Annotated in this window: 23 protein-coding genes; 13 read left to right on the top strand and 10 right to left on the bottom strand. The window is 45.7% G+C overall.

Annotated features, from left to right (window positions below):
- Positions 1 to 108 precede the first annotated feature (108 nt).
- The 5 genes from queE to MHB71_RS18995 all read right to left on the bottom strand — a co-directional run bounded on the left by queE (position 109) and on the right by MHB71_RS18995 (position 3,608).
- On the bottom strand, positions 109 to 882 hold the full coding sequence (gene queE / locus MHB71_RS19015; protein ID WP_340027265.1) for a 7-carboxy-7-deazaguanine synthase QueE: 774 nt from the start codon (positions 880 to 882) through the stop codon (positions 109 to 111).
- Positions 875 to 1,366 (bottom strand): 6-carboxytetrahydropterin synthase QueD, encoded by a 492-nt coding sequence (gene queD, locus MHB71_RS19010; RefSeq protein ID WP_036611465.1) that lies wholly within the window; start codon positions 1,364 to 1,366, stop codon positions 875 to 877. Before queD ends, queE begins: the two co-directional genes overlap by 8 nt.
- Entirely contained in the window at positions 1,363 to 2,043 is a 681-nt protein-coding gene (gene queC / locus MHB71_RS19005; protein WP_340030196.1) for a 7-cyano-7-deazaguanine synthase QueC, read from the bottom strand. The genes queD and queC overlap by 4 nt, the downstream gene beginning before the upstream one ends.
- Positions 2,044 to 2,429: 386 nt before the next feature.
- Positions 2,430 to 3,134 carry an AIM24 family protein gene (locus tag MHB71_RS19000; protein ID WP_340027264.1) on the bottom strand — a complete coding sequence of 235 codons (705 nt, stop codon included), beginning with the start codon at positions 3,132 to 3,134 and terminating at the stop codon, positions 2,430 to 2,432.
- A gap of 18 nt (positions 3,135 to 3,152) precedes the next feature.
- Positions 3,153 to 3,608, bottom strand: coding sequence for a hypothetical protein (locus tag MHB71_RS18995; protein ID WP_036611459.1), 456 nt, complete (start codon positions 3,606 to 3,608; stop codon positions 3,153 to 3,155).
- A 331-nt stretch (positions 3,609 to 3,939) separates the two neighbouring features.
- Here MHB71_RS18995 and MHB71_RS18990 point away from each other — a divergent pair, with 331 nt between their 5' ends.
- From MHB71_RS18990 to MHB71_RS18980, 3 genes are all read left to right on the top strand, one after another.
- Entirely contained in the window at positions 3,940 to 4,107 is a 168-nt protein-coding gene (locus MHB71_RS18990) for a hypothetical protein (protein WP_200868507.1), read from the top strand.
- 207 nt (positions 4,108 to 4,314) lie between these two features.
- Complete coding sequence (locus MHB71_RS18985; protein ID WP_340027263.1) at positions 4,315 to 5,019, top strand: hypothetical protein; 705 nt, start codon at positions 4,315 to 4,317, stop codon at positions 5,017 to 5,019.
- A 151-nt stretch (positions 5,020 to 5,170) separates the two neighbouring features.
- A complete protein-coding gene (locus tag MHB71_RS18980; protein WP_340019498.1) occupies positions 5,171 to 6,142 on the top strand; it encodes a WYL domain-containing protein in 972 nt (323 codons plus the stop codon).
- A 57-nt stretch (positions 6,143 to 6,199) separates the two neighbouring features.
- On the opposite strand, the gene MHB71_RS18975 is transcribed toward MHB71_RS18980, so the two are convergent.
- Positions 6,200 to 6,871 carry a 3'-5' exonuclease gene (locus MHB71_RS18975; protein WP_340027262.1) on the bottom strand — a complete coding sequence of 224 codons (672 nt, stop codon included), beginning with the start codon at positions 6,869 to 6,871 and terminating at the stop codon, positions 6,200 to 6,202.
- Between the two features lie 435 nt (positions 6,872 to 7,306).
- Here MHB71_RS18975 and MHB71_RS18970 point away from each other — a divergent pair, with 435 nt between their 5' ends.
- Both MHB71_RS18970 and MHB71_RS18965 read left to right on the top strand, forming a co-directional pair.
- Positions 7,307 to 9,253: an FAD-dependent oxidoreductase gene (locus tag MHB71_RS18970; RefSeq protein ID WP_340027261.1), complete on the top strand. Its 1,947-nt coding sequence runs from the start codon at positions 7,307 to 7,309 to the stop codon at positions 9,251 to 9,253.
- Between the two features lie 368 nt (positions 9,254 to 9,621).
- A complete protein-coding gene (locus MHB71_RS18965) occupies positions 9,622 to 11,406 on the top strand; it encodes a proline--tRNA ligase (protein WP_340030195.1) in 1,785 nt (594 codons plus the stop codon).
- A 601-nt stretch (positions 11,407 to 12,007) separates the two neighbouring features.
- Here MHB71_RS18965 and MHB71_RS18960 read toward each other — a convergent pair.
- The 3 genes from MHB71_RS18960 to MHB71_RS18950 all read right to left on the bottom strand — a co-directional run bounded on the left by MHB71_RS18960 (position 12,008) and on the right by MHB71_RS18950 (position 14,882).
- Entirely contained in the window at positions 12,008 to 13,807 is a 1,800-nt protein-coding gene (locus MHB71_RS18960) for a 5'-nucleotidase C-terminal domain-containing protein (RefSeq protein WP_036668808.1), read from the bottom strand.
- A 172-nt stretch (positions 13,808 to 13,979) separates the two neighbouring features.
- Complete coding sequence (locus MHB71_RS18955) at positions 13,980 to 14,396, bottom strand: ImmA/IrrE family metallo-endopeptidase (protein WP_017690190.1); 417 nt, start codon at positions 14,394 to 14,396, stop codon at positions 13,980 to 13,982.
- 42 nt (positions 14,397 to 14,438) lie between these two features.
- On the bottom strand, positions 14,439 to 14,882 hold the full coding sequence (locus MHB71_RS18950) for a helix-turn-helix domain-containing protein (protein WP_082219000.1): 444 nt from the start codon (positions 14,880 to 14,882) through the stop codon (positions 14,439 to 14,441).
- Between the two features lie 789 nt (positions 14,883 to 15,671).
- On the opposite strand from MHB71_RS18950, the gene MHB71_RS18945 reads away from it, so the two are divergent.
- From MHB71_RS18945 to MHB71_RS18910, 8 genes are all read left to right on the top strand, one after another.
- The gene (locus tag MHB71_RS18945) at positions 15,672 to 16,154 is read left to right on the top strand and encodes an ArpU family phage packaging/lysis transcriptional regulator (protein ID WP_017690187.1); all 483 of its coding nucleotides are present in this window, start codon (positions 15,672 to 15,674) and stop codon (positions 16,152 to 16,154) included.
- Positions 16,155 to 16,253: 99 nt separating this feature from the next.
- On the top strand, positions 16,254 to 17,921 hold the full coding sequence (locus MHB71_RS18940; RefSeq protein ID WP_340027260.1) for a GAF domain-containing sensor histidine kinase: 1,668 nt from the start codon (positions 16,254 to 16,256) through the stop codon (positions 17,919 to 17,921).
- An 18-nt stretch (positions 17,922 to 17,939) separates the two neighbouring features.
- A complete protein-coding gene (locus tag MHB71_RS18935) occupies positions 17,940 to 18,674 on the top strand; it encodes a response regulator transcription factor (RefSeq protein WP_100530017.1) in 735 nt (244 codons plus the stop codon).
- 187 nt (positions 18,675 to 18,861) lie between these two features.
- The gene (locus MHB71_RS18930; RefSeq protein ID WP_036611439.1) at positions 18,862 to 19,437 is read left to right on the top strand and encodes an NAD(P)H-dependent oxidoreductase; all 576 of its coding nucleotides are present in this window, start codon (positions 18,862 to 18,864) and stop codon (positions 19,435 to 19,437) included.
- A gap of 44 nt (positions 19,438 to 19,481) precedes the next feature.
- Complete coding sequence (locus MHB71_RS18925) at positions 19,482 to 19,943, top strand: VOC family protein (protein ID WP_340027259.1); 462 nt, start codon at positions 19,482 to 19,484, stop codon at positions 19,941 to 19,943.
- Positions 19,940 to 20,575 carry a VOC family protein gene (locus MHB71_RS18920; protein WP_340027258.1) on the top strand — a complete coding sequence of 212 codons (636 nt, stop codon included), beginning with the start codon at positions 19,940 to 19,942 and terminating at the stop codon, positions 20,573 to 20,575. The genes MHB71_RS18925 and MHB71_RS18920 overlap by 4 nt, the downstream gene beginning before the upstream one ends.
- A gap of 302 nt (positions 20,576 to 20,877) precedes the next feature.
- Positions 20,878 to 21,828 carry a hypothetical protein gene (locus MHB71_RS18915; RefSeq protein WP_100530014.1) on the top strand — a complete coding sequence of 317 codons (951 nt, stop codon included), beginning with the start codon at positions 20,878 to 20,880 and terminating at the stop codon, positions 21,826 to 21,828.
- 909 nt (positions 21,829 to 22,737) lie between these two features.
- Entirely contained in the window at positions 22,738 to 24,594 is a 1,857-nt protein-coding gene (locus MHB71_RS18910; protein WP_340027257.1) for a DUF4127 family protein, read from the top strand.
- A 165-nt stretch (positions 24,595 to 24,759) separates the two neighbouring features.
- On the opposite strand, the gene MHB71_RS18905 is transcribed toward MHB71_RS18910, so the two are convergent.
- Positions 24,760 to 25,782 (bottom strand): hypothetical protein, encoded by a 1,023-nt coding sequence (locus tag MHB71_RS18905; protein ID WP_340027256.1) that lies wholly within the window; start codon positions 25,780 to 25,782, stop codon positions 24,760 to 24,762.
- Positions 25,783 to 25,922: the final 140 nt, after the last annotated feature.

The following is a 25,922-nucleotide window of genomic DNA, read 5'->3' as shown; positions in this document are numbered from 1 at the left end:
CCTCGCGGTATATATGAATAGGCAATTTTGCCTGTATAATTCTCTTCATTGTCTGAGGACATTTCGTCCTCATCCTACATTAGCCGCCCATTCCACCCATCCTGCCCATCACACGCCGCGTTTGTTGCCCCATACCAACGTATGAAGCTGTGGAAGCACACGAACGTCATTCAGGTCATCGGAGGCACTGACTTGGTCAATCAGCCACTCATAACGAGCAAGCAGCGAGGACGCCAGATCTGGCGTATCAGCGGAAGTCACATCCGGGTTCCCGGTTTGTAAAAATAAATCCGTGCCCGGATACCGTGCATGCACACGGCGGGCATAGTCCAAGTCTGTCTCATCGAAGATCACGATCTTCAGACTGTGACTTCGTTCTACCGGGCCAGCGGCCAGCCGTTCGATCAGATCATCCAGCACGGCCCAATCGGTGTCCATGCCGGAGCTCGGTGGCTTGGGCGAGACGGTGACTTCGTCAATGTTCGCCAGCCAAGGCTGCCAGCGGGAGCCCTGTGTCTCCACCGCAGTGCGGATGCCGTTCTCCCGCAGCAGGGCAACCAATCCGCCCAGCGAAGCGAGCAGGGCGGGATTACCGCCAGAGATAGTAACATGGGAGAAACGGGTGCCGCCAACGCGGCGCAATTCTTCCCATACATCCTCTGGCGTAATCATTCGAATCAGGTCCTTGCCACTGCCGTCCCAGGTAAAGGCCGAGTCGCACCAGGAGCAGCGATAATCGCAGCCAGCGGTACGAACAAACATCGTTTTTTGTCCGATGACCATGCCTTCGCCTTGAACCGTCGGACCAAAAATCTCCATCACGGGAATACGAGCCTCTTTACGAGATCCCTTCTCGTTCACCTGCTGTGTCACACTACTCATCGATCATCCACTCCCGTCTCGCTTCCGCGTAACTGGTGGGTGTCTCGAAGAGTCGGACAAACTCCGTCCGCCCACCATCGGTCAGCCCGGCATAGGGTTCCGTCTGGAGCGCATGTTCCATCTGTTCGAACAGCCAAACGACCATATTCTCGGCTGTTGTATTCATTAAAGGAAGTGTCTCGTTAAGGTACTGATGATCCAGATATCCCTCAATCTGAGTTTTCCATATATCTTTGATATGTCCAAAATCAACTGTCAGCCCGGTTTCACCCGGATAACCGCTGATGCCAAAAATAACTTTATACGTATGACCGTGCAAGTTCTTGCATTTGCCTTCATAACAATGCAGGTGATGTGCTGCGTCAAAGGTGAATTCTTTGCTTACAAGCACACGTTTGCGGTGATAGCGCAGCTGGGTGGGTAGAATATCTTCTCCGATACGTTGCAGATGCTCAACAATACGGAATGTTCCCGGCTCTCTCATCGTACATCCACTCCCGCGGATTCAGCAGCAGTACGTTGCTGTACATAACGATCCAATCCGGCTTTGCGCAGCTTGCAAGCGGGGCATTCTCCGCATCCATCGCCGATCACGCCGTTATAACAGGTCAGAGTACGCTCACGGACATAATCAAAGGCACCTAGATCATCGGCCATCTTCCACGTTTGGGCTTTGTCCAGCCACATGAGCGGGGTGTGAATGACAAATGGATAGTCCATGGACAGGTTAAGCGTCACATTCATCGATTTCACAAATGAATCCCGGCAATCCGGGTATCCGCTGAAATCCGTCTCGCATACACCTGTAACCAGGTGACGTGCTCCTTTTTGCTTTGCCATAATGGCCGCAAAACTGAGGAACAGCAGATTCCGTCCATCTACAAATGTACTCGGCAGTTCGCCTTCTTCATGCGTAATCTCGACATCCGTGCGAGTGAGCGCATTGGGGGCAAGCTGGTTTAACAGACTCATATCCAGTACCGTTTGCTGTACGCCCAGATCACGTGCGATCTCTGTTGCACATTCAATCTCTAACTTGTGGCGCTGACCATAATCAAACGTAACGACCTCTACTTCGGCAAACTGTTGTTTGGCCCAGAACAGACACGTGGTACTATCCTGACCGCCGCTGAATACAACGACTGCTTTTTCTTCGTTCAACATAAAAAAACCTCTCTATCTTCTTGAGATCAAACCATGCACATAGGCACAGAGTGTCGGAAGAACAGAGAAGTTCATGAACTGGCATCCATCAAAAAACACACCTTCTCGATAACCGCTTCAAAAAAGCAGGCAAGAGTAAGTGTCCTTAGTTTTTTACGTACATGATTGCATGGTGACCGCAATGTGTACGCAAGACTTATACTGACCATCAGATAGTCAAGTCTTATAGAGGGAGTTCGCGAACCTCTCCCATGCCACAGGCATGGATTTTCTTCTTCAATTGTCTGAACCATTATAACATGAAACGGTGTGGTGACCACCCCACTGGAGCATAGTGGCAGCTAATCGGTCGGCTTCATCAACTAACAGCTTATTTGATCAGTTTATTTGATCAATACATTGCCGAAAGGGATCACTTCTTTCAGAATTCGTTTGAACAGTCCCTCATCGTTAAGATCTTGTTCCAAGCGATGATTCTCACGTCCAGCCTGAAAGAGTACAGATCCATGTCCTGTCATCTTCCAATGATAATTCATATGCTGACTGGCAAGGTTGTTACCATATACGGTGAGTTCCAGATGTGCATTTTCAGGATAGGCAATAATACTGCCAGCATCCACATAGAGTGGCGCTGTTGGGTGAAGTTCCTGTTGGCAGACCTGACCTTGAGTGAGCAATCCGATTTTGCCTTTGCCGGAAAATTTCATTTTCACTGCATCACGGGTGATCAGCATGTTTTTGATTTTCTGAATTTTGGTAAGCATGGTTACACCATCAGAGTAGAAGAACAGGTGGCGGAAGTCATAGAGCAGATCACTGTCCTCCGTGAGCTCCACTTCCTTCATAGTGAATCCGGGAGGCAGGGCAGCCACAAATTGGCAAGGTCCGGTGATTTCGGATTTAATCAACTTTTTTTTGCGATATATGCCCGTGATATTCATGAATTTATCATTGCGACTCCCACTTGGACCGCGGAAGGCCACAATTTGCTGCGGATGCAAAATATGAAGGCGGTCATCTTTAATGAGTGAAAATGTGACGACTTGTCCTGCTCCGCCTGCTTCAGCATTGTTCAGGTGTATGTTCATGCAGTTGCTCCTGTTCTTTTATACTCGGCCCGAACGGCGACGCATTCCCCAGCGCATCACACGAATCAGAACAAAGTAACCCAATATGAGAGAAACGACAGTGATGATCGTCGTCTGAATTCGTTTGGTGGTAGCTGCTTTGGCATTCTGGTCGTCCTGTAATTTACTTACCATTTCAGTGAGTTTCTGGTTCTGAGCCAGCAGTTGTTCGTTCTGGGTCTTAAATGCTTCGACATTGGCCTGGGCTTGTCCCAACTGAGCAGACGTTTGATTTAATTGCTCCATCGTTTGCTTATAACTTTCCTGCAGAGCGTTCACTTCTCCGGGCAGTTCGGAGACTCGCTCCCATCCGCTGTATATATCCGTAAAAATATTGGCACTGGCTGCACTTACTGTCGAAGCGATCGAAACGGTAAATAGAATGCATGTGGTGAATAACACCCGAATGAAATAACCCTGAATGGATTTTGGCATCGTTAACACCTCTTTCTTCGGTTAGATAGACCAATCGCCGAATTGGTCGTCTATTGTTGAAATACGGCTCTTACATTATACGTCAAAACCGGGACGATGGGTTCAAGATGATATCGTTTTATTACCCGAAATATATAAAATTATTTAGGAACAGGGCTGTTTAGCTTACAAATCTGCGGGGTAATAGAACGATAGGCAAGCATACCGGACCGTTTTACAGATCTTTTACTTCAGTTCCGGGTGCATGCTATTCACAAATGCGCAATTTAATGAACGATACCAATATATCCGATTGAATATAAGATCGTGAACATGAAGGAGTAGAAACATTATGTATACAGCAGATCAGAACACATCAACCAAAACGATTATGATCACTGTTAATGGAGAGCCAGTAGGGCGTAAGCTGGTCATTGACAGTGTCACCTATGCACCGGTAAACGAAGTAGATGGTGTACAATATTTACACAAAATGGGAATCGATCATCCTACTGTTTAATTTGGGACTTGTCATAGATAAGTGATTGATAAGCTTGGCATAATGCCAGGCTTTTTCGTCGTTTATTGTCGTATTGAGACGGATTTAGGGATATAAAACTAATATATTGGAAAAATTTAATGAGAACATGTGTTCCGTGACAATATAGTGTCCATTCACCCTGATAACTTAGAAGATAATACACATAAATCGGGGGAGAGACTACCAGTGAACTCAGTCTTTGAAGTATCTTATTCGTGGAATAAAGAGGCCATACCGACAGGGGGAGCCGACCCCGTATATATGATGGTAGAGTGGCGTAACGGTGCCCCTGCCAAAAGACTTAGGAAAATAGCACCCAAAATTGTATCAAGAGATTTGGAACTTTTGCTCAAACCGGAATATGGAGTACAGCTAAAAGGCATTTATGGATGTCGTTCCAAAGAAACGGATATTGGCTGGGTACTGAGACTTGGCGATATGTATAAGGGGGAAAGCAAGCAAATTTTGCTTGAATTCGTCATGGGACCCCGTGTATCAGGAAAAGCTGCCGTATGTTCAGCCTACTGGAGCACAAGAAAGTTGAAGCAAAGTCAACGTGTATTGTTACGAAGAGAACAGCTGTATATTCAGTACACCAGTCATCTGGGCATGCTGAGACAGCCAGAAGATCCCAAGGTGGAGAAGACGATCAAATTAAGTGAAACGGTACCCTTGATCAAACAAGCCCTGCGCGCCTACGAAAGAGGCCGGGTTCAAGAGGGAAGTAATATGTTACGTCGTCATGCTGATGCCTTGTTAATTGAAGCTGCGCGGAAGCAAGATCTGGACTATTACGCGGAAGCCGAGATCGTTGAAAAGTTGCGTTATCACTATGAGATCACGTTTACAACAGGATATCATGATCGTGAAAAAAAGATATTAGGGGAATAGGGTTGATTTCAGATGTTAACGGTATAGAGAGAGTCTACATATTTGAAGGTGAAGTTTAGGAGAAGGTCGAATGTATGTATCAATATCATATTAAACAATGGATGGAGTTGTATCAAATTTATTGAAACAACATCGTGGAGGGTCCGGCAAAATGACAGACCGACTAATCCGATTAATGCGCATTATAACGCTGGTGCAGGCGAAGCCAGGCATACTGGCACGTGAGCTCGCCCAGCGATGCGAGACGACGGAAAGGACGATATACCGCGACATGGAGGCCCTCAGTGCAATGCATATCCCGATCGCCAATATGGGACACGGGCAAGGGTACATGTTTATCAGCCAATTTGCCATGTATCCGCTAAATTGGTCTGATGAAGAAGCCCAAGCCTTCATGCATCTTGCTGAAGTTATGGAGAATATTCGTCCTTTGCTGAAACCTGCTTTTGAGAGCGCTTATGAGAAAGTGGTTGCTGCGAGTCAGAAAAACAAAACAGAACGAGTGGAATGGTCGGAGCAAATTAGTGGATTGTTCAAAGCGGGATTGCCCGCATGGCAAAATGAAAACAACGATTCGCAGAATCAATCCATGATTACCCTGCTTCAGGCTGGCATTTCACAGAACACCATTGAAGGGGAGTATCTGTCTCAAGGTAAAAAAGGGATCGTACGTATAGATCCTTACTGTCTTATCCCTCGTGAATACAGATTTGAGCTGTTAGGGTATTGTCACCTGTCGGAGAAACTTCGAATATTTCAGGTGAGCCGGCTGCAAAAGATACGGATATTGCCACGCACGTTTCGCAAAGAGGATTATCTCATGCAATCGCACTTCCGCATTCCTTGGGCATACGAGGGAAGTACGGAGTGGACTGCGTTCAAAATTCGATTTGCACCCCATGCTGTGGAGCGTGTGATGCAGGAGCAATTTTTTATGCGACCCATCCTAACCATTGAACCGGAAGGTAGCCTGTTATTTGAAGCCATATTAAGTGATGTTGACGAATTTCTCGTATGGATATCTAAATATGGACCTGATGCGGAAATTCTCGAACCGGAAATCTGCCGCATCAAGATGAAAGAACGCCTAAACTATTGGCAACAAATGTACAATAAAAGTTGAGATTAGAATGCAATCCATCCTAAGCCAAGACACGATTAAGTATTGTGCTGTGGACGGTTACTCTTTGGTTTTGAAAAGGCTTGCCAGATTGCCAAATGGAGATTCTTTCTCTTCATCTTCTGTGGAGCTGGAATAAACAACCTTGGATGTAATGCCCTCATCATCGGCTGCACAGTTGCTTTCCAGAGTGAAACGGTCAAATTGATGCATAAACACCTTGGCTGTATTAATGGCATCATCCAAGGCACGATGCTGGGTACCATCAAATTCAATTCCGCAGATTTCAAGAGCCTGAGCGAGTCCGAGTTGACGGAACTTTCCCTCTTTACGAACGGTGCGGGACCATTGTTGCTGGAGATCGTTATGATTAGTGATCCAGGCCACATCAAGTTGATGGGTGCGACAATGAGAGATCAGTTTGCTGCGGTCATCGGGTCCCCAGGAACACATGTAATAGGGGTCACTTCCCATCCAGGCGATGAATTGATTCAGTGCTGCCGGAAAAAGGGGGGCTGCATCAATATCTTTCTGCGTGATACCTGTAAACTGAATCGTGTCAGTGGACAGAACAGACTTATTGGAAGGACGAACATACGTATGGAACGTATCCGTTACAACCAATCCATCTGCACTTTCCGTAACTTTGACGGCACCGATATCAATAATTTCAGAAGAATAGCGAGTATTGCGACTTACCGTGAATTCAAGATCATATATGATATATGGCATAGGACAAGCTCCTTTATCGATTAATACCTGTGATAGATTTCTATTTCTCTATATTACAGGGAACGTGCTGCCATGTCAGCCATCGCCAGAGAATTCATTGTAGTCAGGATGAACGAACAGTCTGAGTGTTTAATGATCTTTCTAATGCATTTCCGATTTTGGTAAGTCTTTACTTCGCAAAAAGTGGTCGTTATAATGAGGGAAGTTAGGGACTTTCCTATGTTTTGTTTGTATTTATGGCAACATAAAAGTAAAATTTTCCGTCTTATTATCAGAACTTCCTAACACCGTTTGAAGTGTTGGGGAGTTTTTTATTATTTATAGCATACTCATGTAGGAAAGGAGAAAAAGTTAGTCGGTTGTTGGTATAACATAGGAAAACTACTTCACGAGTTAGTATTATTGAATTTAAAGTACATATGGAGGTTTGTTTCTTTGATTAGTAGAAAATTGAAAATAACAGCAATTATAGCCAGTGTGTTTATTGTTTTAATGAGCGCTGCATATGGTGCATTCTATATTTGGAACAAAAATTATAAATTTAATAATAATTATGTATGGCAGCCTTTGGAGGACGTGCAATCTACACTAAACCTGAAAGATTCCTATAACGTTATTGTAGCTGGAACGGATCCGGAAGGTATTACTGCTGCCTTATCAGCTGCTCGTAATGGGATGCGTGTATTGCTGGTGGAAGCAAGAGATCGCAACATGTTGGGAGGATTGTTGACCGAGGGAGGCCTTAATACGCTGGATCTAAATTATTCCCCTGAACAACCGCAGTTATTGAGTAGTTTGCGGCAGCCTGACTTTTTGAACAAAGGCATTTTCCAGGAATGGTTTGACCAGATCGAGGGTAGTTCATTTGATACCAACACAGCGGCTAACATTTTCTATCGGATGGTTCGTTCTGAACCTAACATTGACCTGTTGATGAATGTTAAGGAATTAGTTCCCCTTACTGAACAATCTACGGGAGACCACACGATAATAACGGGTATGAGCATAACTAAAGAAGATGGAACAACTGTTCAGATTTCAACCCGCTCCATCATTGATGCAACGCAAGATGCGGATATTGCAGCCGCTGCAGGAGTTCCATATTCCATAGGCAGACAAGATATTGGAGATGGTAAATCCAAAATGGTCTCTACGCTTGTATTCAAGTTAAGCGGTGTTACTGATGAGGTATGGCAAAAGTTTAGGGAAAGAGAGGGAACCGGGGTTGATAAGATGAGTGCTTGGGGGTACGGTGATGCTAGAAAATATGAATCCTCCAATCCACAACATATTAAGATTCGAAGTCTGAATATCGGAAGACAAAATGATGATACAATCTTGATTAATACGATGCAAATCTTTGGGGTAGATCCGTTAGATCCGATATCTGTGAAAAAAGGTCTGGAAATCGGGCGTAAAGAAGCCCCACTAATTGTTGATTTTCTGAAGAAAAATTATGATGAATTTGCAGGGCTAAAATATGCTGGAACAGCAGACGAGCTTTACGTGAGAGAATCACGTCATATCTATGGCGAGTACCGATTAACATTAGCTGATGTCATGGAAAATCGTGATCATTGGGATGCCATTGGATACGGCTCATACGATATTGATATTCAGAGCACGAGTGTTGGAAATCCCGGCACGATTATGTTGAGTCCGATTCAATATGGTGTACCTTTTCGCTCGCTTGTACCGCTAAAGGTTGATGGTTTGCTCGTCGTTGGACGTGCAGCAAGTTTTGATACAATCCCACACGGTAGTGCAAGAGTTGTCCCACTGGGAATGGCAGAGGGAGAAGCAGCAGGAGCGGCGGTCAAGCTGGCATATATCCATAAGGAGTCCTTCCGCGAACTCTCAACTTCCGAAGAGCGAGCATCTGAACTACGTAAGATGCTGGAGAATCAGGGGATGGATCTGAAAGTACATCGTTTCGAACAGCCTGATTATATCGAGCATAAGGATTACAAGGGATTGCTGGCTGCAGCGAGTATGTATATGACTTCAGGCAATTATAATAACGATGGTTGGGAACTGGATAAAGGAATGAATCCAGAACGATTTTTAAGTAAATTGAAAAGAATGCAAGCGATGTTTCCAGAAGCCTACACAGGCAGTGCCGACCAAGCTCTAGCAAATATGGAGAATGCCGTAACCCTACCTTTAACGTTGGATCAGACTGCGTATATGTTATGTCTGGCAATGGGATCTTCAGAAACGGAAACTTCACTTGAACAGGCACTTGCTCAATTACAAATGCAAAACTTTATAAGTGCCGACACGCTTGCTGGCATTGCTGACAAGAACAATCTTACAAATGGGGATGCGTTTATGCTCATTCGTGATGTAGTGGAGTATTATTCTGGAGTTGTATTCGACTAATTGGTTGACAATTACTTGTAAATGAACTAATGTGGTCAAAAATGATAACAGCGTTATAACGAGGACATGATTGTGCAATCCAGCTTCAACAGAGAGGGAACAGTGTGGTGCAAGGTTCCTGTAGCTGCTTCATAAATTCCTACCTCGCGAGCTGCGGAAGAGAATGCCCCTACAGGGTTGCAACCTCCGCCGGCAGGGCCCGTTATGCCCCGTAGGACTGCATGTTACAGATCGCAAAGGTTGCGAACGGATTAATTTGCAGTTAAATAAGGGTGGTACCACGACACATTCGTCCCTTGACGGATGTGTCTTTTTGCTGTTTATGCGCCGTATTTAATAACAAAAAGGAAGATTAGGAGTGTGTTATGATGCGTCAAAGTGAAATGCTTGTCCCAACATTACGTGAAGCGCCAGCGGAGGCAGATGCAGCGGGACATCGCTGGTTACTGCGTTCCGGTATGATTCGCCAACTGGCAGCAGGGATATACAGTTACTTGCCCCTCGGACGGCGTATATTGTTAAATGTTGAACGGATCGTTCGTGAAGAGATGGATCGTGCTGGATGTCAGGAAGTGTTGCTGCCGATTATGCAGCCAGCCGAACTGTGGGAAGAGTCCGGAAGGTACACACAGTATGGTCCTGAATTAATGCGTCTGAAGGATCGTCATGCACGGGAATTTGCTCTTGGACCAACACATGAGGAAGTCGTAACCGCTTTAGCACGGGACGAGGTGAGTTCGTATCGTAAGCTGCCATTCACCCTGTACCAGATCGGAACCAAGTTCCGGGATGAGCGCCGTCCTCGATTTGGATTGCTGCGTGGTCGTGAGTTCATCATGAAGGATGCGTACTCTTTTGCTTCGGACTGGGAAGAGCTTGATCGGACTTATCAGGCGATGAACACGGCGTATAGTCGCATTCTGGAGCGTTGTGGTCTGGACTATATCCGTGTTGAGGCGGACGCAGGAACGATTGGCGGTCAAGGGGAAACACATGAGTTCATGGCTCTTGCTGATGTGGGTGAGGACACAATTGTAACCTGCAAACATTGTGGATATGCTGCAAATCTGGAGAAAGCGGATTATCAGACTTCTGGAGATATGGAGAAAAAAGAAGGAAGCTTGGAAGTTCCAGCCTACTCTGCGAGTGCAGACTCCGCGCTTCAAACGGATGAACATTCAGGAGTGGAAACCGTAGTACGCATCTCCACACCTGGCGTTCGTACGATCGCAGAGTTAACCTCTTTTGTGGGCAAAGGTGCTGAACATATGATCAAAACGTTGCTTTATGTGGCGGATGGTCAGCTCGTCGCTGCGCTTGTGCGTGGAGATCATGAATTGAATGACATCGCATTGAAGCAGGTGTTGGGGGCAGAGGAACTGATCCTTGCAGACGATGCAGCCATTGCGGCACATCCAAATCTGAAGGTAGGATTCCTGGGTCCGATTGGACTAAATCTGCCGATGGTGGTGGACGCTGACGTGGCAGTGATGAAGAGTGCAATTACAGGAGCCAATGAAGTGGATGTGCATGTTTCCGGTGTACGCCCAGGGATTGATTTTGCATTGGAGCGAGTAGAACGAATCCGCTTTGCTGCGGAAGGGGATGCTTGTCCAACATGTGGATCACCACTTGTGTTTACCAAAGGTATCGAGGTTGGACACATATTCAAATTGGGAACGAAATATAGTGATGCCATGGGTGCTTCATTCCTGGATCGTAATGGTCGCCAGTGTGCGCCCGTCATGGGGTGTTACGGCATTGGCGTATCCCGCCTGATGGCCGCTATAGCTGAGCAGTATGCAGGAGATGAGGGCATTCGTTGGCCTGCCGCTGTGGCGCCATATGATGTGCATCTGATTACAGTAAGTTGGAAGGATGAGCAGCAGCGTCAACTCACCCTCGAACTGGAACAACAATTGATCGATGGCGGTTACACGGTATTGGTTGATGACCGGGATGAACGTCCAGGGGTGAAATTCAAGGATGCGGAGCTGATCGGATTGCCTGTGCAGATCGTTATTGGCCGAGGAGCAACCGAAGGACAGGTCGAACTGGGATCACACGCACTTGCAGCAACAGGTGAATCGAAACGAATCGGGTTGACTGCACAGGAAGCTGTGCTTTATGTGAAGGAACAGCTCACTTCCTAAATTCAGGGATTCGTTAATTATATGAGTTCATATAATAGTACCGAATATGATGCGGTAGCTGATTTTGATTGCTGAAATTCCAATGAGAGCATGAAAAAGAGGGCTATAGGCATGCAATTTGGTAGGATTTTATGAGTGATATCATACGAAATAACTATATTTGGATAGTTGTATTTAGTATACAAATGATTTTATGATTAAGGATTTGAAGATGATCATACGCAGGCGGATTTATGTGCAAGTATGCAATTTTGAGAAGATAGAGATGTCAAAATTAAATGTACAATAAACGCATGAACACGGTCATTCCGGAGAGTTCTTATATAGTTCGGTGTCGAAGGCACATGATAAAGTTGGTCCGTAAAGGCCAGGCTGGGATTTATTTTTGCCTCAGATGATTATCAGGATCAGCAGGATATGTCCACAGGAAATGTTCAAGTATCTGATGTGGATTGATGTCAAAGAACGGAGATACAAAAGGGTGTCCCCTTAACCAGTAATCTGGCTTTGGGGACACCCTTTTGGTTATGACAAAATTGATTCGTTATGTTGTTGCGCCTTATAAGCGGATCATGCCTATATGCACTTTGCTTTGCTGAGCTTAAGAAGCTGCAGGCAATTTCAATTGTTGACCTGGATAAATCCAGTGTGGATTTTTAATATTGTTCAGCTTTTGCAATGCCTGCCAAGTTGTGCCGTATTGTTTGGAGATAGAGTACAGGGAGTCTCCGGATTTCACAACATGCAGTTTGGCTGGAGCTGGTTTACTTGGCGTTGGTTTAGACGGTTTTTCCGGTTTTGGTGTTTCTGGTTTTGGCTTGGTTGGAGTTGGTGTTTCTGTTGCCGGAGTTTCCGGCTCTACTGCAGGTTTTTTCGCTTCACTGATCCGACCATCTGTTTTGATGTCTACAGCGCCAAGCTTCTGCATGTAATTGATCAATGCTTCGTCCAGCGCGCCATACATACCCGTAGTTGGATATTTGGCAAACATGGTGTATTCGTCACCACCAACAGCTGTGAAATCATTCGTTGCCAGTGTATACGTTGCTTCCGGATCAAGGGCTTTATCGCCCACGGTTACGGAATGTACACGGCTACCTTCTGCAGCGGAAGTGTCGATTTTGAACTTGATACCAGATACTTGCGGGAATCCACCGCTTGGTTCAGGGTAGGAAGCTACACCGACTTCAAGGGCTGCCAGAATATCGGACCCTTTCACTTCAAGCGTTACCACTTGATTACCAAAAGGAAGTACTGTGATGATATCACCTTTGGTTACGATCCCTTTTTCGATGGAAGCACGGATACCCCCACCGTTTGTCAGTGCAATATCGGCTTTGCTGACATCACGAATGGCATCTGCAAGCAGGTCACCCAGATTAGTTTCTCCTGCACGTACCTGTTCACGTTTACCATCCAGCAGAATAGCTGTATTGGCTACTTCTTCTTTCAAGATAGGTTCTTGTTCTTTTTGAATGGAGTTTACGAGAGTCGCGACTTTCTCATTTGGTTTGATGTCTTTTGCTTCAGTTTCATCAATTAATGTTGCTTGTTTCTTCGTTACTTTACCACCATCTACCCACAGATCGATGACACCTACGTAGTTAGTGTATTCTCCTGCACTTGCAATCAATGTTCCGTTATCGGATACAAGGCCATCTTGCAGTACAGTGTGGCTGTGACCATCGATGAATACATCGATGCCAGGAACTTCTTTAACAACTTTAAAGCTAGTATCCGTGCTGGATGCATCTTGTCCAAGGTGTCCCAATACCACAACAACATCTACTTTGCTGCGGATTTCGTTTACCAGAACTTTGGCTTCCGCAGATGGATCTGTAATATCAAGACCTTCTACGTTTTTAGGATTCGTTTTATACAACGTTTCCGGTGTAGTCAAAGCGATGATACCAATCTTCACGCCATCCACCTCTTTAATGAGGTAAGGATCGAAGAGACGTGTTCCGTCTTTTTTCTTCACGTTGGCACTCAGCATGGGGAAGTTCATCATGTCTGCCAGTTCGATCAGGCGATCCGAACCATAGTTGAATTCGTGGTTACCCGGTACGATGGCCTGGTATCCCATTTCATTCATGACTTTCACGATGCTCTCACCATTCACAAGAGTGGCAAATGTTGTACCATGCACAGCATCTCCAGCATCTAGCAAGAGTGTGTTCGGGTTTTCGCTACGATATTTGTCAGCGATTCCAGCTACTTTGGCAAAACCCATAGCAGGTGAAGATTCAACTGCACGGGCATGCGTATCATTCGTATGTAGAATGGTAATGTGTTTACCTGTGCCCGGAGTGGTATCCGTTGCAGCTGCGGCAATACCTACACTGCCAAACAGCAAACAGACCGTTAGCAGAAGTGAAACGTAATTCTTCCAGATTTTCATATGAATCCGAAACCTCCCAAAATAATAATCTACTTGAGCGTTTACACAGCTCAAATAGTATTTTAACAGACTATTATTAGGAAATCTCGCGAATTACGTAAAAATAAGTAACCTGAAAGTGACATGTAAATCTGCTGTTGGAATATATAATCTTCGGAAAGAACGTATGTTCTTAAAGAGTGTAAAAAAAATGCTGCGCTTCACGTGGCAGTCCGGTACGCAAACAAAATTTCTCCAAAGATTCATCCGGTTCAGGCATCACTCCGGAGGTCAGCAATTGAATGGCAAAACGGTTAGCCTGTCTTTCCAGCTTGCCTGGAGCAAAATAGGAATGTTCCTCCAGAAAGAATCGATTAATCCCTTTATGAAGTCGGTCGTGTCCAAGCTCATGTGCGCACACGAACCGTTGCCATTCCGGCGGCAAATCATTGTGTATGACGATAAACCTGCGCCGGAGCTTGCGAAAGTACAGTCCCTTGGTGGACTTCCCCAAATTGGTGAAACGAATCTGTATTCCAACCGCGCGGGCAATGCTGAACGGGCAGTTGGTTCGGTGTTTTCGAATCAGCTTTGTTACGATGTCATCCATATGATCTCACCTGCTGCCTTATTAAATTCAGTGGGTCATGCCTCATGGGCGATTGTCCGATTCGTCTGTCTTTTTGCGTTTGTTCATCTGTTTGGCTTCCCAGAACAGACCTGTCAGCACATCCTTGATTCGTTTCTTGTCCTCTTCATCGAGTGGAATGCCGTCAAACATCAGATCATCATCGTCTTCCAGCATCTTTTTGAAATCACGACGGTCTTTGTATGTAGCCCATTCCGGTACGTCCTGAAGTTCAGCAGCACTCCCTGGTTCAATATAACCAGCCTGCTTCATCATCTCTGTATAAGGCACCGAGAGTGCATCTGAAATCTTGCGGATGGTCGCTGGTTTTGGCACACCCCGGACCCCGTTCTCAATACGTGAAATCTGTGAGTTGCTTATTCCGGCTGCTTCGGCGAGCTGATTGATACTATATCCCTGTTGCTCGCGCAGTTGTTTCATATAAGGACCAAAAGCGTGCTCCACAATTATGCCAACTCCTTCGATTCGTACAAGTGCTTGAATTAATATTAAGAAGAAAGTTGAATGCGACAACTCCTAAACCCTCTGCGGGTGCGCCGTTCCGGATTCGGATCGTTCTTTTGATCGCTGTTATCCCCGGATTTCCTGTTTCCCTTTCCTAAAGGGTGAAATCCGTTGATAGCGTATGCTTCCGATGTAGCTTTCTTGCAGAAAGCTTTTAGGCGAACGCTTTGCTTCTTCAGAATCGATTCCGTCTCCTTCACTACGTATGCGCTTGATATATACCTTAGCGGCATTAAGGAGAAGGGGAGCTTCTTAATATTAAAAATCAAATGACTTGTACGGAAGTTCATTAATTAAACAGTACTATAACGTATATATACCATTAGGTAAAGAGATATGAAACAATTATGCCAAAAGGCATAGGAAATGAGAGCGAAGGTTTTATTTTATCGTCAAAACGAACCAAAATGAAGGTTTACTCCGATCTCCAGAAAGTGGTATCCTCAAATAGAAATACGAACACTATACGAACAAAATGTAACAATAACACAGGTTGGATTTTAGAGATGACTCTTTGAAGAAGGTAATTCCCCGGATTATACCGATTTGGAGTGATTCCAAAAGGCAACAGCGGGAAATTGAAGACATGTCGTTATTTATTTAGGAAACTGGACAACTCTATGAATAAGAGCGTTTTTCCATCGTGCAAAGAATGATGGCAAAACAACATGACGTGAACGATAGAGTGAGAGATATGAATGGAGTAAAAAATATTAGAGGAGGAAGATAAATATGGAATTGATGCTGCCCGAATTGGACCGACGTAAAACGCAAACAGCTGTTGAAGCTGCGCTGGAAAAATACCGAATCTATAAAACCATTGCATTTGAAGAACGAGAGGTTATGGTGACGGCAAGTTACGCCGAGCGTTTCCACGGTGCAACCAATGTTACGGGGGATTCCACGGCGAGAACGGCAATCTACAATGTGGACGTGCAGCGCGCGCGTCAGGCATATTGCGATACGATTGATTTTGTTGTGTCCCGGCTGAGTGAAAAGGAACGTGTACTCGTCTGTGAACGATATCTGAAAGACGATGATGTGTTTGACTATAAAGTGTATAACCATGTGTTTGATCCGCCTGTCAGCAAGGATACGTATACGAAGATTCGTACACGTGCTTTCTACAAAATGGCGCTGGCTCTGTCAGATCGAGGTCTGATTAATATGGAGCCTTTGTCTGTGTCCCGCAAAGAGCGACAGAAGCTGGGCTGAGTGAGCGATTGAAGAAGTTGATCCTTTAATATCCAAGATGGATTGGTTACAATAGTTGAACAAACCACAGTTGGTACAGCCAAAGGAGAGAATTCTGCGATGTCGGAAGAAGTCGGAATGCAGGAAATGGTCACGTTGAAGATAATCGCGGAAACGCTCAATACGTCCAATGATCTGAACTTAATGCTGGATACCGTGGTCGGCAAATTACTGGAGTTGACCGGATTAACGGCAGGCTGGATGTTTCTGATTAATGAACGTGGAGACTATAGCTGTGTTTCGGATTATAATCTGCCCCCGGCATTACTGCGTGAAGATAAAGAGCCCATGCGAACGGGTACCTGCTGGTGTGTGAACCGCTTTAAGGACGGTCAGCTCAATCATGCGGTCAACATCATTAACTGTAAACGGCTGGAGGATGCCGTTGAATTCCAATGGGGAGATACCCATGATATTACCCACCATGCAACCGTCCCGTTAAGGTCAGGGGAGAAGATGCTAGGCCTGCTCAACGTGGCTGCGCCAGCCAAGGAACATTTCAGCGACAGTGAGCTGGCGCTGTTACAGGGCGTGGCGTACCAGATTGGGAGTGCGGTAGAACGGATGAGATTGTATCGCACGGAGCAGCGACGAGCTGATCTGTATGCCAAGCTGGGGGAGTTCAGCACGGCCTTGGGTCTTGCAGTGAACGAATGCACCAATTCTGAGGCTTTTTGTTTAAAAGTTGTACAGCTGCTTGGGCAGCATTATGATTGGCCTTTTGCTACAATCATTCAGCAGAAAAGCGGAATGTTCGTTTTGCAGGCAGCCTATGCAAATGATACGGTTCGAACGTTATCAAGTACTCCGTTATCTTCCGAAGTGACGAGCCACATTAACCATGTAATCAATAGTCATCGTGTAACATCTCTGTCTGGGACAGAGATCGCTGAAATATTTACCCTGTGCAAGCCTGACCAGACTACGAATTCCATTGCCTCGGGAATTGCTGCTCCCCTTCTATACCATACGCCAGGGGAAACGGGAATTCTGGTGATCGGAATAGGAACATCAGGTCCTGCGCAGGCGGACCGTGAAGTGCTGGAGGCATTGGCCGAACATATTGCGGCCTCATGGGAGAGTCTGAAGCTGGCGGAGAATCGCCGCGAACTTGCACGAATGGAAGAGAGAAACCGTTTGGCTCGCGATCTGCATGATTCGGTTAATCAGATTTTATTTTCACTATCGTTAACTGCTAAAGGCGCGGAAAGTATGTTATCCGGCTCTGAGCAGCTGCACCCGGCAACGGAAGCGATGAAGGATATTCGGGCTTTGTCTCAGGAGGCGCTCAAGGAAATGCGCGCATTGATTATGCAGCTCCGTCCCGCGGGACTGGAAGCAGGGCTGCTCCATGCGCTACAGGAATACGGCACCAGCCAGGGTCTTCAAGTGGTGATGAATCGGACGGGAATGAGGTCTTTACCGCGTAATATAGAAGAAGCATTGTGGCGAATCGGACAGGAAGCGCTGAATAATGTACGGAAACACGCGGATGTTCCTTCTGCTGAGGTCACCCTCAAGTTAAGTGATCATGAAGTGGTGCTCACCGTCACAGATCAGGGAAAAGGTGGTACGGAAAGGCCAAAAGCCTCGTCTGGAAGCTCGCTTGGCCTGTCCATTATGAAGGAACGGGCTCAATCGCTCGGGGGCAGCTTAGAAGTAGTGAGTTCTCCCCGCAAGGGAACAACAGTAACGGCAGTCATTCCACTTCCGTTCGAATCTGTATAAAGTCAGGGGGAAGAAGAGATGCCGATTACGATTTTGCTCGCAGATGATCATGCGATGGTGAGAAGAGGTTTGCACGTTTTTTTGACCACACAGCAAGACATGAAGGTTGTGGGCGAAGCATCGAACGGGCAGGAAGCACTATCGCAGGCGGAAGCGTTAAAACCTGACGTGGTATTAATGGATCTGCATATGCCGGTCATGGACGGAATCGAAACAGCCAGACGACTGCGCACATTAATGCCAGCAACGCGAATTATTGTACTCACATCGTTTTCCGATCAGGATCATGTGGTTCCTGCTGTGCGTGCAGGGGTGAAGGGGTATCTGCTCAAAGATATTGAACCGGAGGATCTGGCTGTGGCCATTCGCAATGTGCATGCAGGTCAGGTAGAATTGCATCCCGCCGCAGCAGGTCAATTGATGCATGTGATGGCTTCATCCGATTGGTCTATAAATGAACAGCAACCACAGTATATACCGACAGATCGGTCAGCAGATAGTCAATTCCAAGAGCTTAAGCAGACGAAGAAATCCACTGAAGCATCCCTAGGTGGTCTGGATATGCTCACTCGCCGTGAACAAGAGGTTTTGGGACTGATTGCTCAAGGGCTGAGCAACAAGGAAATTGCGGTTCAATTGGTCATTACCGAAAAAACGGTCAAAACCCATGTTAGTCATCTGCTCGACAAACTGGGTCTGGCGGATCGGACGCAAGCGGCTCTTCACGCCGTAAGAAACGGTTGGGTCGTCTGACCATTTCCGACATATCTTCATACTTAAGTCGTATAAACTCAACCTAAAGGTTGAGTTTTTTGGTATTTCAAGTTAAGTCTATCTGCTGACGATTTGGATGCAAAAGAAAGGTAAGATAAGAGTAGAAATAACAGATCGGTTGAAACATGAGAGTTTGAATTATTAAAAACCAAGGAGAGTGACATGAATGAATATTGTTATTTTGGCAGGAAGCAATCGGAACAATGCAACCAGTACACGTCTGGGAGAGTATGCTGTGGAGATTATTCGAGGTCAGGGACATCAGGCCAGCCTGTTTGATCTGTATCAGACACCACTTCCATTCTACGCGCCAGATGAAAAACAAGCGGATCATGAACATCTGGCAGATTTGAATACACGTATGCTCGCGGCTGATGCAATCATCTTGTCAACACCAGAGTATCACGGCAGTATTAGCGGTGTGCTCAAAAATGCACTGGATCACCTGAGTCAGGCTCATTTCAGCGGCAAGCCCGTCCTGTCCATCAGCTCCTCTGGCGGAGCGGTGGGGGTAAGTTCGCTTTTACAACTGCAAGCGATTGTTCGCAATCTGCATGGCATCAATGCCCAAGAGTGGATATCCATTGGTGGTGCGCAGCGCAGACGATTCGAAGCGACATTTGACGGATATGAAGAGTACGAAGGCAGTCAGGATATAGAGGACCGGGTGCAGCGGGTTATTGGATCGTTTTTAAATCTGGCCCAGACGTTAACAAATGCGCGGAATTCTACCATGAGTTGAGAACCAAGGAAGATGAAAAATCGGAAAAGGAAAAGAGGTTGAGCATGATGATTACAGGCATATTTGAAACACATCTAAACCTGACGGATCTGGAGAGATCCCATCATTTCTATGAAACGGTCCTGGGTTTATCTCATGCCTACGGGCAGAAAGAACGTGGGAACTCCTTCTACTGGATTGGTGGAAAAGGCAATGCCATGCTGGGATTGTGGCAAAAGGAATCTTCCGAGGTGAAACGTCAGCACTTTGCTTTTCATGTATCTCTGGAGGATATGAAACACGCGGTGGCTCACTTGGAGAACAAAGGGATCAAGACACAGAACTTCCTGAATGATGATATCGGTGAACTGTACGTCTTCGGCTGGATGCCTGCGGTATCTGTATATTTTAACGATCCAGATGGTCATTTGCTTGAATTCATCGCCATGCTCCCGGATGAAGCGAAGCCTGAACTCGGCATGGTGCCGTGGAGTCAGTGGGAGGAGATGCAGGAGAAGACCGTATGATGATTGAAGAATTACAGTTATATACAACACGGATGGAGGACCTCAAGCATTTTTATCGTGATACGTTGGGAATGGAGGTGTCCAATGCGACGGATCAGGCCTTCAACCTGCAGGTTGGAAGGACAAAGATGATTTTCAAACCGTGTGAAACAGATCATGAGCCCTTTTATCATGTGGCCTGGTCGATTCCGACGAATCGGTTCAAGGAAGCGAAGCAGTGGGCTGCATCACGTGTTGTTTTAAGCAGAGAAGGAGATCGGGATGAGACGTACTCTACTAACTGGAACTCTCATTCTCTCTATTTCGAAGATCCAGCAGGCAATATTATTGAGCTGATTGCTCATCATCGTATTCAGAACGAGAGTGACCATGACTTCTCGACTCAAGATATATTACAGGTGTGTGAAGTTGGCCTGGTGACGGAGGATGTTCTGTCTACGGTGAATGAGCTTCAGCAGATTGGACTCACGCGCTGGGGTGAGGTTAGTGATACCTTTGCTCCTGTAGGAGATGTGCACGGTCTGTTTATTGTGGTGAGGAAAGATCGGACGTGGTTTTTCTCCAAGCAAAAAGCACAGATCTATCCGTTGGAAGTATCCATCCTTGGCGTGGGCAAGCTTCGAATTGGCTAAAGTTTGTATTCCGGGGCAAAACGGGCATATGTGGAGCATTTCCATCATGTTATAGAAGTAAACGCTTTATTTATTAATTAGGATATATAAGTTGAACTAAATTTACACGATAACGGAGAGGACAGAAAAAACCTGAAAAAGCGAAGCTGAAAGCTTTCTGAAAGAAAGCTACTTCGTAAGCATAATCTCACATTTATCACCGGATTTTCCCTTAGGAAAGGGGATCGAAAAAAAATCTGGGGATAACAGTGATTGGAAGGTTGTTCTGTCAGGCTTACAGATGATGAAGGGTGGTGGCAAGCTTGGATCGACGTTTGTTGGAAGATGGACTAGCGATTATCGTTTCCAGTCGGGAACGTACAGGAGATCTGTGGCACGCCCATTATGGGGCGGGTGCGATTGCGGCATATTTTTGGTTGCGGGAAAATCGTCTCACTGCCCTTGCCGCCGGCAGTGTTACCGCCGAAGCAAAAGCCATGCTTCGCCAGCATGGAATCAGCCCTGGTCAGACCTCTCCGATTGGTGAGATGATGCCCAGGGAAGATGCCGAGGCGTGTATTACGGACGCATTGGATCGAACGATTGGAGAACTGCACTGGGTTGGACACCAGGCCATCTACGGGGCAATCAGTCTGAAAGCTATTCGCGAACTGGATGGATGGGGTACTGCGGAGGATATTGGTCGGCTGGTTGAACTGATCGATTCATTCGATCGAACAATCCCGGGAAGATCCTGGATGAACACAACGATGAAAGAAATTCGCAGTCTGAAGCCTGAGAAAAGCGATGGTTTCCCCGAGATTGAAAATCCAGTTCAGTTGTCACGTCTGATTCTGGATGAGCTTGGGGCTTTCCAGACTATCTATCACGCGGAGGCGCATCATGATCTAATCGGTCATATGCTCACCTACGGACATGCGCTTAACATATTATATGAACTGGGTTATCCGGCATTATTCCACAAAGGCATTCCGCCTTTCCTTACCATGGTGAAGGCACTACGCTTAAGCCGAGATGTGGATGTTGAACAGGAGATGCCGACATTGCAATCACCCGTAGACCTGCTGCCACTGGAACGAGCGGAACGATCAGTGGCGCTCCCTCATGAACTGGAATATTGGCTCACCGACAGACGTTCCCGTGACTGGAACGGAGGTCATGTATTTAAATTCCCGTTCAGTTTCTATCATCATGCCAAGAACGGGGAACCTATACCGGAAACATGGGAGAATTTTCGTTATATCATCGCGTGAGATAGAGCCAACAATATGGAACAAACGATATAGAACGAAGGATATGGAACCAACGATATAGAATCAAAATGAAGAGCACTTGCCAAAGCTGGCAGGTGCTTTTTGGTGTTCTAGCGTTAATATTCCAAGCTACTAAAAGCCGAAGCGGATCCGAATGTGTCCGGAGTCTGCATGTTCGAGAACGCACCCTTCATTTACGAGCCCATGTCCTTCATGTGCGATAAACGCTCGTAATACCGTAAAAGGCGGATTGTCTCCCTTCTCATGCAGAGCTCTGCTCCAGACGGATTCGAGGTCTTCCCTCCGGTTTGCGGTTGGGGCAAAGCCTAGAGGAGTGAGAGCTAACGAATCGGAGGCGTCTTATTCAAGGATTTGAAGCGTCTACAGAAATCTGAGGAACCTGAGACACGCTGTATTGGAATAAACAGCCATTTTCAGCGTTAATGTAAGGTTTTTTAGAAAATAGGGTGTCTGATGTTCCTTATAATTTAAAAAGAGAACCTGAATGCCAAATAAGACGTCCTGTGTTCTTTAGAAAATCATCTATCCATTCGCCGGAATTAGCGGGCTGGGACTTCAAGCTTTTTGGACACGGGCACCCATCATTCTAAAATCCATTATCGTATAGCTTGTTTGAATTGAAATGCACACATTAGTTTTATCCAGATTAAAACCGACAATTGTCCGCCCCGGACACGACTACATTCATGCGTATTTCATCCCGATTACCATCAGCGCGAGTGGGAAAAGGCAGTAAAATGGTATTATCGGATCAGCAGCAAGGAAGACACACCGACAGCTCATACGCTAAAGTACAGCCGGCCATGGGGCCGGTTTTTTAATTCGGTGATTGCATCCTTGCCCTGATCGGGTATTAAAGACTAAACAGATAACAGGAGGCTACGTGATATGAAAACAGTATTGTATGTTCCACTCGATGATCGTCCAGCGAATCTGGATGATGTGATTGTGCAAGGGAAAGCAGCCGGTATCCATATCGTTACACCGAACCTGAGTGATATTAAGAATCGTCTGGACTCGGAGAAAACCGTAGATGGCACAACGCTGCTCGGCACCTCAACGCCGGTTTATGGCAAACCGTCCAAGATTCACGACTTTATTCTGAAACATGCTGCCAAGGTCGACGGATTCATTATCTCATCCGATATGCTCGCTTATGGCGGTCTGATTGGCAGTCGTCAGCTCCGTGAAGATGGAGGAGGCGCCTATCCAGAATACGATGATGAGACGACGCGTTTGCTGGATGTGATCCGCGTGATCAAGCAGAAATATCCACGCAAACCCGTATTTGTAATGGACACCATCATGCGTTTGGCTACGACCTCGTTTGCAGATGGCTTGGCGCTTGATGCATATAATGAGTCCCGTGCATTGATGCAGCAGCCACGTCAGACATACACTGAGTTTGAGGATATTATCGAAGGTTATAACCTGTCCCCGGATGGAGTGGAATATGGGACAACGACCTATTTTGATAAAGAACAGTATTACAATACAAGAAAGCATAAATTCAAAACAAATCTGTACATTTTGGATCAGCTGGCTCGCACAGGTTATATCGATTTCCTTGCAGTTGGAGTCGACGATGCTAACACGCAGGGTGTTCAGATCAATGAAATCAAATATGTAGAAGCGCGGATCAATGAATGGCTGGGTGGAACCAATGGACAAAATCCGGATCGTGCTATCGTCTTGCCGGATGCAGATGGTCTGGGGCACGCTTTGGTTGCTCGCATGGCGAACCAGTTGTTCCGAGGCGGGGCGAGGACACGTTACGCAGTGAAATATTTTGGTCCTCACGGCAATACCATCATTAACACGTATGAATACATGGATGTACACGAGAATGTGGTTCGTCATGTGGATATTGTAGGTGGTGTGCTTGTAGCGGATTCGGCATATCCTGAACCGGAGGTGGTGACGGATGTAGGTGCTGGCTTGGAAAATGAACAGCTAGTGGCTGTAGCAGCCGATCAAGTTGTCCCGTTTGACATGACCTCCGAACTGGATCGTATGACGAAGGGTCACCCGGGTAATTCCGGAGAGAACACGGGCATCGACATTGAGATTATTGCCATTACGGCTCTGGATCAGGTGCAGGCTGCGTTGGAGCAATTGACGCTGAATAGTGAGCAAGGTCTGCCTTCGGTGTTGATTGATTTTGTGGGTAAAGGACCAGCGAATGTCGATGTTGCCGAAGCATTGCTCAACAGTCCATATACCGGACGGGTTCTGGGTTATAGTGCATGGAATACACCAGGTAACAAGATCGGTATTGCTGTAGGTATGGGGCAGTCGAGGTACGCATTGATCACAACAGAGAAGCATGAGCATAAGTTGCGAGATGCGATGAACGCGCATGGCTCGTTGTTGTTTAAGCGTTTCCTGAAGGATTACTACTACAAAGCGGTAGCGATTGCGGACATCCGCACGTATTCCCGAGCCCATGCGTTGTATACCAACGTGGCTACCCTTTCGGATCAAAATATGTTGCTGTTCAACTCAGAGGAAGACTATGCCCATTTGCAAACATTGCTCCGTGATTTGATGCAGACTTATACCACGGCGCTTGCGAATAAAACAGCCTTCCAGACAGGCAATGTGGCGATTAAGCAGATCTGTAATGACGAATTGTCCTATGCGACGTATGGCAGTGCGCTGCTGGAATATGGTAATCCCGACTTCATCTGGGGCCGTGCATTTGAGATCACATTGAATCCGCTGGTTAATTTTAATATTGTGTAAAAGATTGCCTCAGATATGCAGCCTATAAGCCATGACCGCTTCCTTTAAACGTTGGCTTAGGCCAGCACTGGAAGAAGGTATGGTGTGGAATGGATCGGAATCAGTTAAGGGGATCGGATCAGTTGATCATTACGATCCCCTTAACATTACGGTTAACTTTCAACGCTACCCTATTGCACTAGCTAACTTATCAAGTGCAATGTACTCCTTATTCGAAAGCTCTTCAATCATTGAAGTCAGTTTGGGTATATTGAGTGAGTGTTCGTTGATTATCATTTGTTTAAGCGTATTGTTTCGAAGAGAACGAGCCTTTAGTTCAATATCCTCAAATAGGTTGTAAAACAGACTGCCATCAATTAATCCAAGTTTATGTAAATAATGAATTCGCTTGGTCATTAACGTCTTATGCTCAGATAACATATGTAATGCTCTTATATATTGATGATCGGCACGAACAGATTCAATTAATTTGTTATAAATGTGGATACCAAATACAGGGTCCAGACTGCCGTGCAGACATTGCTCTTCTGCTGGAATGCCTTCAATGACTTCAAAGTATGCAGCACTATTCGTAGAATTAAGATAATGTTTCAGTGAGATTTTGAAAAACTCCAAATTGAAACGATAGGACTTGAACGAATTCATGGAGATAAGTTGTATACCAAATACATTATCCCAGCAGTCCTCTTTATAGTTGATATGTTCATTGACTGCTTGCTCAATCTCATAAAAGTATCCCTTTGTTTTCTTATAATTGGGCAACGGGTCAGGAAAAAAATCTGCGATATTAAATTCTTGATTATCCCGATCATAACCGTATATGAATAAATCATGAGGTGCACTTTCTTCAGTTCTATAGGCTTTAATATGTTGTTTATCGATAAGAACATAAATGTAGTTACCATTATTAATTGACTCTATGAAGAAATCGGTAACATTTAACTTGAGCAATTGGATCATTTCTTTTTGCATACTGTGAATATTTAACAACGGATGGTACTCTCTCATTAATGGCTGGTAGAACTCCAAGTGGAAAGTATCCGGTTGGTAGAAATCAAACCTTAGTTGCATGTGATTCGTAAATAACCATTCATGGTAGGAAGGGTGATTGGGAAGAATAGAGTGCATATTAGCATGAATCGGATAGCCTTGAATTACAGGTGAATGCATAATAAGTTCTTTTTTCATGATCAATATCTCACTCTCTACATGGGATAGTTAACTTTTAGCGCACCACAAACGCATTTCTTAGTGCTTCACACTTCGTCTAATTACGTACAGCCTATATACGAAGGATATTACACCTGCAATAAAATGTAAATAAATAA

This window comes from Paenibacillus sp. FSL H7-0940 (assembly GCF_037979415.1).
Taxonomy (GTDB): Bacteria; Bacillota; Bacilli; order Paenibacillales; family Paenibacillaceae; genus Paenibacillus; species Paenibacillus amylolyticus.
This window is presented reverse-complemented; position numbering and strand designations above follow the sequence as displayed.

Excerpts from the sequence above, each read along its gene's own strand:
- queE (WP_340027265.1), bottom strand. The coding sequence starts at position 882 with ATGAGTAGTGTGACACAGCAGGTGAACGAGAAGGGATCTCGTAAAGAG.
- queD (WP_036611465.1), bottom strand. The coding sequence starts at position 1,366 with ATGAGAGAGCCGGGAACATTCCGTATTGTTGAGCATCTGCAACGTATC.
- MHB71_RS19000 (WP_340027264.1), bottom strand. The coding sequence starts at position 3,134 with ATGAACATACACCTGAACAATGCTGAAGCAGGCGGAGCAGGACAAGTC.
- MHB71_RS18995 (WP_036611459.1), bottom strand. The coding sequence starts at position 3,608 with ATGCCAAAATCCATTCAGGGTTATTTCATTCGGGTGTTATTCACCACA.
- MHB71_RS18990 (WP_200868507.1), top strand. The coding sequence starts at position 3,940 with ATGTATACAGCAGATCAGAACACATCAACCAAAACGATTATGATCACT.
- MHB71_RS18980 (WP_340019498.1), top strand. The coding sequence starts at position 5,171 with ATGACAGACCGACTAATCCGATTAATGCGCATTATAACGCTGGTGCAG.
- MHB71_RS18975 (WP_340027262.1), bottom strand. The coding sequence starts at position 6,871 with ATGCCATATATCATATATGATCTTGAATTCACGGTAAGTCGCAATACT.
- MHB71_RS18965 (WP_340030195.1), top strand. The coding sequence starts at position 9,622 with ATGCGTCAAAGTGAAATGCTTGTCCCAACATTACGTGAAGCGCCAGCG.
- MHB71_RS18960 (WP_036668808.1), bottom strand. The coding sequence starts at position 13,807 with ATGAAAATCTGGAAGAATTACGTTTCACTTCTGCTAACGGTCTGTTTG.
- MHB71_RS18955 (WP_017690190.1), bottom strand. The coding sequence starts at position 14,396 with ATGGATGACATCGTAACAAAGCTGATTCGAAAACACCGAACCAACTGC.
- MHB71_RS18945 (WP_017690187.1), top strand. The coding sequence starts at position 15,672 with ATGGAATTGATGCTGCCCGAATTGGACCGACGTAAAACGCAAACAGCT.
- MHB71_RS18940 (WP_340027260.1), top strand. The coding sequence starts at position 16,254 with ATGTCGGAAGAAGTCGGAATGCAGGAAATGGTCACGTTGAAGATAATC.
- MHB71_RS18935 (WP_100530017.1), top strand. The coding sequence starts at position 17,940 with ATGCCGATTACGATTTTGCTCGCAGATGATCATGCGATGGTGAGAAGA.
- MHB71_RS18930 (WP_036611439.1), top strand. The coding sequence starts at position 18,862 with ATGAATATTGTTATTTTGGCAGGAAGCAATCGGAACAATGCAACCAGT.
- MHB71_RS18925 (WP_340027259.1), top strand. The coding sequence starts at position 19,482 with ATGATGATTACAGGCATATTTGAAACACATCTAAACCTGACGGATCTG.
- MHB71_RS18920 (WP_340027258.1), top strand. The coding sequence starts at position 19,940 with ATGATGATTGAAGAATTACAGTTATATACAACACGGATGGAGGACCTC.
- MHB71_RS18910 (WP_340027257.1), top strand. The coding sequence starts at position 22,738 with ATGAAAACAGTATTGTATGTTCCACTCGATGATCGTCCAGCGAATCTG.
- MHB71_RS18905 (WP_340027256.1), bottom strand. The coding sequence starts at position 25,782 with ATGAAAAAAGAACTTATTATGCATTCACCTGTAATTCAAGGCTATCCG.